At 74.1% G+C, this 6,783-nt stretch carries 7 protein-coding genes; 2 read left to right on the top strand and 5 right to left on the bottom strand.

Annotated elements, in window-relative coordinates:
- Positions 1 to 15 precede the first annotated feature (15 nt).
- A complete protein-coding gene (locus VKV23_10970; protein ID HLI16555.1) occupies positions 16 to 882 on the top strand; it encodes a 1,4-dihydroxy-2-naphthoate polyprenyltransferase in 867 nt (288 codons plus the stop codon).
- A gap of 8 nt (positions 883 to 890) precedes the next feature.
- Here the strand turns inward: VKV23_10970 and menH are convergent, their stop codons facing one another.
- Positions 891 to 1,670: a 2-succinyl-6-hydroxy-2,4-cyclohexadiene-1-carboxylate synthase gene (gene menH, locus VKV23_10975; protein ID HLI16556.1), complete on the bottom strand. Its 780-nt coding sequence runs from the start codon at positions 1,668 to 1,670 to the stop codon at positions 891 to 893.
- Between the two features lie 5 nt (positions 1,671 to 1,675).
- Between menH and menD the strand changes: the two genes are divergently transcribed.
- Positions 1,676 to 3,418: a 2-succinyl-5-enolpyruvyl-6-hydroxy-3-cyclohexene-1-carboxylic-acid synthase gene (gene menD, locus VKV23_10980; protein HLI16557.1), complete on the top strand. Its 1,743-nt coding sequence runs from the start codon at positions 1,676 to 1,678 to the stop codon at positions 3,416 to 3,418.
- 90 nt (positions 3,419 to 3,508) lie between these two features.
- Here menD and VKV23_10985 read toward each other — a convergent pair whose 3' ends face one another.
- The 4 genes from VKV23_10985 to VKV23_11000 form a co-directional block, all read right to left on the bottom strand.
- Positions 3,509 to 4,582 (bottom strand): LacI family DNA-binding transcriptional regulator, encoded by a 1,074-nt coding sequence (locus tag VKV23_10985; protein ID HLI16558.1) that lies wholly within the window; start codon positions 4,580 to 4,582, stop codon positions 3,509 to 3,511.
- 167 nt (positions 4,583 to 4,749) lie between these two features.
- Positions 4,750 to 4,884, bottom strand: a complete 135-nt coding sequence (locus tag VKV23_10990) for a hypothetical protein (GenBank protein HLI16559.1) — start codon at positions 4,882 to 4,884, stop codon at positions 4,750 to 4,752.
- Positions 4,885 to 4,923: 39 nt separating this feature from the next.
- Positions 4,924 to 5,349, bottom strand: coding sequence for a hypothetical protein (locus tag VKV23_10995; GenBank protein HLI16560.1), 426 nt, complete (start codon positions 5,347 to 5,349; stop codon positions 4,924 to 4,926).
- 105 nt (positions 5,350 to 5,454) lie between these two features.
- The coding region (locus tag VKV23_11000; GenBank protein ID HLI16561.1) for an IS256 family transposase at positions 5,455 to 6,783 on the bottom strand (1,329 nt) is incomplete at its 5' end.

Here is a 6,783-nt window from a genome sequence, read left to right on the forward strand (position 1 = left end):
GCCCGCTCGGACCTGATGGCGAGCCGGCGCGACTGGCTCGGCGCGGCGCGGCCGCGCACGCTGCCGGCCGCCGTCGTGCCCGTCCTCGTCGGTGCCGCCGTGGCGCGTGCCGGGGGCACGGTCGCCTGGGGCAAGGCCGCCCTCGCCCTCGTCGTCGCCCTCGCCCTCCAGGTCGGGACGAACTACGCGAACGACTACGCCGACGGCGTGCGCGGCACCGACGCGGCCCGCGTCGGGCCCGTGCGCCTCGTCGCCGGCGGTCTCGCCCCGGCGCGCGCCGTACGCGCCGCGGCGCTGGCGGCCTTCGCCGTCGCGGCCGTGGCCGGCCTCGCCCTCTCGCTGTGGACCTCCCCGGTCCTGCTCGCGCTCGGGGCCGCCTCCATCGCGGCCGGCTGGCTCTACACCGGAGGGCCCCGGCCCTACGGCTACGTGGGCCTCGGCGAGGTCTTCGTCTTCGCCTTCTTCGGTCTCGCGGCGGTCGTGGGCACCGCCTACGTCGCGTCGGGCCACCTCGCCGCGCTCGCCTTCGCCGCGGCGTGCCCGGTCGGCCTCGTCGCCGTCGCCCTCCTCGTCGTCAACAACCTGCGCGACCTGCCGAGCGACGCGGCCGCGGGCAAGCGCACCCTCGCTGTGCGCCTCGGCGCCCGGCGGACCCGCCTCGCCTACACCGCGAGCCTCGGCCTCGCGCTCGCGCTCGGCGCGCTCCTCGCCCTGGCACGCCCGCTCGCGCTGCTCTCCCTGCTCGCCGCGCCCCTCGCGCTCCGGCCGACGCGCGTCGTGCGGAGCGGCGCCGAGGGCCGCGCCCTCGTCCCCGCCCTCGCCATGACTGGGGCCTTCCAGCTCGCCTTCGGAACCTTGCTCGCAGTGGGGATCGCGCTGTGACCGAGGGGTCACGGCGCTGCGGCGAACGCCTCGACGAGCGCCGCGAAGGCCGCCGGCTGCTCGAAGGGGACGGCGTGCCCGGCGCCCTCGACGACGGAGAGGGTCGCGTTCGGGCCGATCGCCGCCGCCATGCGCTCGCCGATGGCCACGAACTTGGCGTCGAGCCGGCCCGCGCACACGAGGACGGGCATCTCGAGCTCGCCGAGGCGGTCCCACCACGACGGCTGGCTCCCCGTCCCGAGGACCCGCAGCGCGCTGGCGAGCGCGGCCGGGTCGTTCTCCCGGCGCGACGCCAGGTCGGCCGCCCCGTCGTCGAGGTGCGCGAAGAGCGGTCCCGCGAGCCACGCCTCGAGGAAGGGCTCGAGCCCTCCCGCCTCGAGGCGGGCCGCGAGCGCCTCGTCGGCGGCGCGCCGGGCGCTGCGCTCCTCGGCCGTCGCGAGGCCGGGCGAGGCGGAGACGAGGACGAGGCGCTCGACGCGCTCGGGCTCGGCGAGCGCGAGCGCGAGGCAGACGCGCCCGCCGAGGGAGTAGCCGACGTAGACCGAGCGCCCGCAGGTCGCGCCGAGGGCCGCGGCCGCCGCCTCCAGGCTGCCCACCGCCGTGGCGGCCGAGCGCCCGTGGTAGGGGAGGTCGACGGTGACGACCTCGTGGCGCTCGCCGAGCAGCTCGGCGAGCGGCCGCCAGGAGCGGCCCGTCTGCGTGAAGCCGTGGACGAGCGCGAGGCGCGTGCCCGCACCCGTGCTCACTGCGTGGAGCGGGCCGGGCGTCGCGTCGTCGCGAGGCACCATCGCCGGTGACGCTACAGGCCACCTTCGCCGCGACGCTCGTCGACGAGTGGGTGCGCGCCGGCGTGCGCCACGCCGTGGTCGCGCCCGGCTCGCGCTCGGCGCCGCTCGCCGTCGCGCTCTTGGCCGACGGACGCATCGCCGTGCACGTGCGGCTCGACGAGCGCTCCGCGGCCTACTTCGCCCTCGGGATCGGTCTCGCGTCGGGCGTCCCGGCCGTGGTCGTCACGACGAGTGGCACGGCGGCGGCGGAGTGCCACCCGGCCGTCCTCGAGGCCGACCTCGCGGCGGTGCCGCTCATCGTCTGCACGGCGGACCGCCCGCCGCGCCTGCACGGCGTCGCCGCGCCCCAGACGCTCGACCAGACGAAGCTGTTCGGCGCCGCGGTGCGCTGCTTCGTCGAGCCGGGAGTCCCGGCCGCCCTGCCGCCGTCCGCGTGGCGCTCGATCGGGAGCCGGCTCGTCGCCGAGGCGACCGGGTCGCCGCCGGGACCCGTCCACGCCAACCTCGCCTTCGACGAGCCGCTGGCCGGGGTCGCCGAGGAGCTGCCACCGGGGAGGCCGGACGGCGAGCCGTGGCACCGACGCGTCGCCGGCAGGCGCCTGTCGCCCGAGGCCCTCGCCGCGGCGCGCCGCGCGCTGGCCGGCGCGAGCCGGGGGATCGTCGTCGCGGGCGCGGGGCTCGCCGACGCGCGGGAGGCGGTCGCGGCCCTCGCCGCGGCACGCGGCTGGCCGGTGCTCGCCGAGCCGCGAGCCTTCCCCCGCTCCGGCCCGCTTCGAGGCGAGGTCGTCGTCGGGGCCTTCGACGCGCTCGCGCGCGCTCGCGTGCTGCGGGAGCGGCTCGCGCCCGACCTCGTCGTGCAGCTCGGCGCGCCGCCCGCCTCCAAGGCGCTCCAGACCTGGCTCGAGGAGCTCGCCGGGAGCACCTGCCGGCTCGTCGTCGTCGACGCGCACGGCCGGTTCCTCGACCCGGCGCGCCTCGCCTCGCTCGTGATCGCGGCCGACCCGGGCGAGCTGTGCGGCGCGCTCGCTGCCGAGGACGCGCCGGGGCGCTGCGCCGACCCCGGCTGGGCGGCGGCGTGGGCACGCGCCGATGCGGCCGCCGCGGCGGCGATCGACGCGGAGCTCGCCCGCGAGGAGCGGCTGAGCGAGCCGGCGATCGCTCGCCGCCTCGTCGCCGCGCTGCCCGCCGGGGCGACCCTCGTCGCGTCGTCGTCGATGCCGGTGCGCGAGCTCGAGTGGTTCGGTGCCGCGCGCCCGGGAGCGCCGCGGGTGCTCTCGAACCGCGGCGCGAACGGGATCGACGGCGTGACCTCGACGACCCTCGGCGTCGCGGCCGCCACGGCCGGCCCGGTCTTCGGCCTGCTCGGGGACCTCGCCTTCCTCCACGACCTCTCGGCGCTCGTGTGGGGGGTGCACGAGGAGGTGCCGCAGGCGACCCTCGTCGTCGTCGACAACGGGGGCGGGGCGATCTTCTCCTTCCTCGAGCACGCCTCGGTGCTCGACGCCCCCACCTTCGAGCGCGGGCTCGCCACCCCGCAGCGGCCGGACGTCGCCACGGTCGCACGTGCGCTCGGCTGCTCGGTGCGCGAGGCCACCTCGCTCGACGGCCTCGAGGCTGCCCTCGAGGCCTCCCGGTCCACTCCCGGCGTCTCGGTCGTGCTCGTGCGCGTCGCGCGCGAGGCGACGCTCGGGGCGCACCGCGCGCTCGACGCGGTGGTGGCGAGCGCCGTCGAGGCGGCGCTCGCCTGATCGCGCCGCGGCCCGGCGCTCGCGAGCACGGGCCAGGGCGAGGCCGCCTCGCCGTCGGGGGCGTACGAGCGACGCGCCGGTCGTCCCCGCCTACCGGGCCAGCACGTGTGCTTTCGCGCTCGGAGCGCCTCGCCGGCGCCGACGCTCGCGTCCCGCGGTCTGGGGAGGTGCCGACGAGGCGCGCGCGTTCAGGACGGGCTCGGGCTCGGTGACCGCGATGTGCCGCGGCGGCTCACCACCGAGCTCAGCGAGGAGCTGGACGACTGCGGCCCTGCCCATCTCGGCGAGCGGCATGCGGACCGTCGTGAGGGGCGGATTGAGCTGCTCCGCGAACCAGGCGTCGTGCATCGCGACGATCGAGATGTCGTCCGGCGCCGACAGGCCGGATGCGTCCACCATGCGGAGGGCGCCGACCGCGGCGTTCAGGTTGGCGACGAAGACTGCGGTCGGGCGCGGGCGCGTCCGGAGGAGGGCTGCCATTGCGTCGCGGCCTGCGGCGGTCTCCGCCCCGCCTCGCACGATCCATTCGTCACGCACGGGAAGAGCGGCCTCGCGCAGCACCGAGAGGTAGGCGCGCCGACGCTCCGTGGAGCGGTAGGAGGTGCCGACGCCGATGAACGCGACGCGCGTGTGGCCGAGCTCCAGCAGGTGGCGCACGGCCAGTGCCGCCCCGGCACGGTCATCGAGCGCAACGGAGGACAGCGGGCCCGTGCTGCGGTCATTGAGGAGGACGATCGGGAAGCCCTCGGGCCGGTGCTTCATGATGAGCCGGTCCGAGACGTAGGTGGAGCGCTGCAGCAGCAGTCCGTCGATCCTCCGGCCACCGAGGAGCTGGCGGACCGCCTCGTCGCCGCGCGCCAGGGCGTCCGCGTCGCCGAGCAGCAGCGTGTAGCCCGCCTCGGTGGTCGCCTGCTGGGCACCGCGCATGATCTCGCCGTAGACGGGGTTCGTGATGTCGTGCATGACGAGTCCGAGCGTCGAGGCCTTGGCGAGACGCAGGGAGCGGGCAGCGGAGTTCGGACGGTAGTCGAGCTCTCTCACCGCGGCGAGGATCCGGCGCTCGGTCGACGGGCGGATGCGCAGGCGGGGATCGTTGTTCAGCAGGCGGGACACGACCGAGGCCGCCACGCCAGCCTGGTCGGCTACGTCGTTGATGGTCGCCACGGCTCCACCATTACCAAGACATGGACCTCGGTTCCAGCGACGAAGGCGTCAGGCCGCGACCGCAGGACCGGTGGTGCTGCGCTCACCTGGGGACCCGCGAGAACATTACTAACACTTGACAGAGCGTCGAGCAGGCGTGATGGTCGCGGAGCAACGATTATCTACACCTAGCGGGCGGCTTCACGGACGAGGTCGACGCCGTCGCTGCGCAGCGCGTCGAGCGGCTCGGACACGACAGATTCCGCGAGGTTCACTGGGGTCTCCTTGGGGTGGGTTCTGGTCACGAACACACCGAGGATCACTCAAGTGGCCCACCCCGTGGTGGATCTCTCCGGCTTAGCTCAAAGCCCACCACTCCAGAGCCTGTTGCACCGAACCCCCGCGCCGATCTGCGAACTCCCTGGTAGCGCGCGCGTGAGATCCACCACCTGACCAGGCGCGATGACCACGATGGGGAAATGGCCTACAACTTCGTCGCCCCAGAACGCGATCAGCTCTAGCTGCTCTCGCCGTCGATCGCCGACTGGCTCCCAGAAGATCACCTCGCGTGGTTCGTCCTCGACTGCGTCGACGAGATGGACGTTCAGGCCTTCTACGCCGACGACCGAGCCGATGGCTGGGGCGGCGCAGCCCATCACCCAGAGACGATGGTCGCCCTTGTCGTCTACGCCAACTGCCTCAGGGTGCGCAGCGCTCGCCAGATCGAGCGCGCCAGGTACGTCGACGTCGCCTTCCGAGTGATCTGCGCGGGACTCTTCTCCGATCACACGACGATCGCTCGGTTCCGAGCTCACCATGAAGACGCGCGCAGGTCCATCGGTGGTGTCTCAGCGCTGGTGTAAACGGCTCCGGACGCAGGCTCCGCTGTGATGCTACGCGGCGGCTGTCTCGGCGTCGACGGCCGCCTCCTCGACGGCGTCGGGTTGCAGCGCCGTTGGCGGCTCGAGGAGCTGGCGCCGGAGGTCTTGCAGGTGTCGCAGCGCGTCCGGCGTCATCGTGAGACCCCGCCAGCCCTTGGATGCCCGGTCGAGGACGGCCCAGACGAGACTGAGGCAGCTCTGCTCGCCGGGGAGTCGGCCGATCACCTTGACTCGGCGTCTGGTCTCCCCGAAGGTCCGCTCGATGAGGTTGGAATGCCGGATGCGCTTGTGGTGCTCGGCGGGGAAGGCCAGGTAGACGAGCAGCGCCTCGAGGTTCTCCTCCACGCAGGCGACGGCCGAGGGGTAAAGCGGCTTCCACTTCGCGATGAAGCGCCGGGCGCGCCGGCGGCCCTCGGCGAGCGCCTTGTCCCCCGATCCCTCGATCTTGTCGAAGATCGCCCAGTAGTCGCCCTTCACCTCGGCCTGCGCGTGCTTGGGCACCTTGGCCAGGACGTTCCGGCAGACATGGATCGTGCATCGCTGGTGCACGCTGTGCGGGAAGCAGCGCTCGATCGCGGCGCACAGGCCCTTGCCGCCGTCGGAGATGACGAGGAGCGGGGCGGGCATCTTCCGCTCGGTGAGGTCGGTGAGGAACGCGATCCACGCGTCGGCGGACTCGGTCGCACCGGGGCCAAGGCCCAAGAAGACGGGCTTGCCGTCGGTGTCGATGCCCCAGGCGACAAGCACCGGCTCGGCCTTGGCCTTCGGGTGCATCTTGAAGTAGCTCCCGTCCAAGTAGAGATAGTCGATGCGGGTCCCCGACAGGTCCCGCCGGCGCCAGTCCTCGAACTCGGAGCGAAGGCGCTGGCAGATGCGGCTCACCGTGCTCGGGCTGATAGCCGCCTCCTTGCCGAAGACCTCGGCGAGCATCGCCTCGACGTCCCGGTCCGAAACGCCCCGCACCCAGGCCGAGATGACGAGGGTCTCGAGGGCGTTCGTCCGGCTCACGGTGGCACCGAAGAGCTGGTCGCACAGGGCCGAGTGGGCGTGGCGCAGCTTCGGGCGGCGGAGCTCGACCGGACCGAGGGTGGTCTTGATCGTCCGCGGCGGCTGGAAGCCGTTGCGAAGCCCCTCTGGGCTGTCCTCGCCCCGGCGCTCGTAGCGCTTACGGCAGAGCTCCTCGACCATGATCTCCTCGATGACGGACTGGAACGTGAGGCGCACCGACAGGCGTGCGACCTGCTCGATCGCGGAGAGCAGGTCACCCTCACCGTCGAAGGCGGCGTGGATCTCGGCGCGGATGGTCTCGGTGGGCGATACTCGTGGTGCCACGGGCGTGGG

Source organism: Acidimicrobiales bacterium, assembly GCA_035294085.1.
GTDB lineage: Bacteria > Actinomycetota > Acidimicrobiia > Acidimicrobiales > Bog-793 > DATGLP01.

Bases quoted from the DNA above. Each gene is read 5' to 3' on its own strand.
- VKV23_10970 (HLI16555.1), top strand. From the start codon at position 16: ATGGCGAGCCGGCGCGACTGGCTCGGCGCGGCGCGGCCGCGCACGCTG.
- menH (HLI16556.1), bottom strand. From the start codon at position 1,670: ATGGTGCCTCGCGACGACGCGACGCCCGGCCCGCTCCACGCAGTGAGC.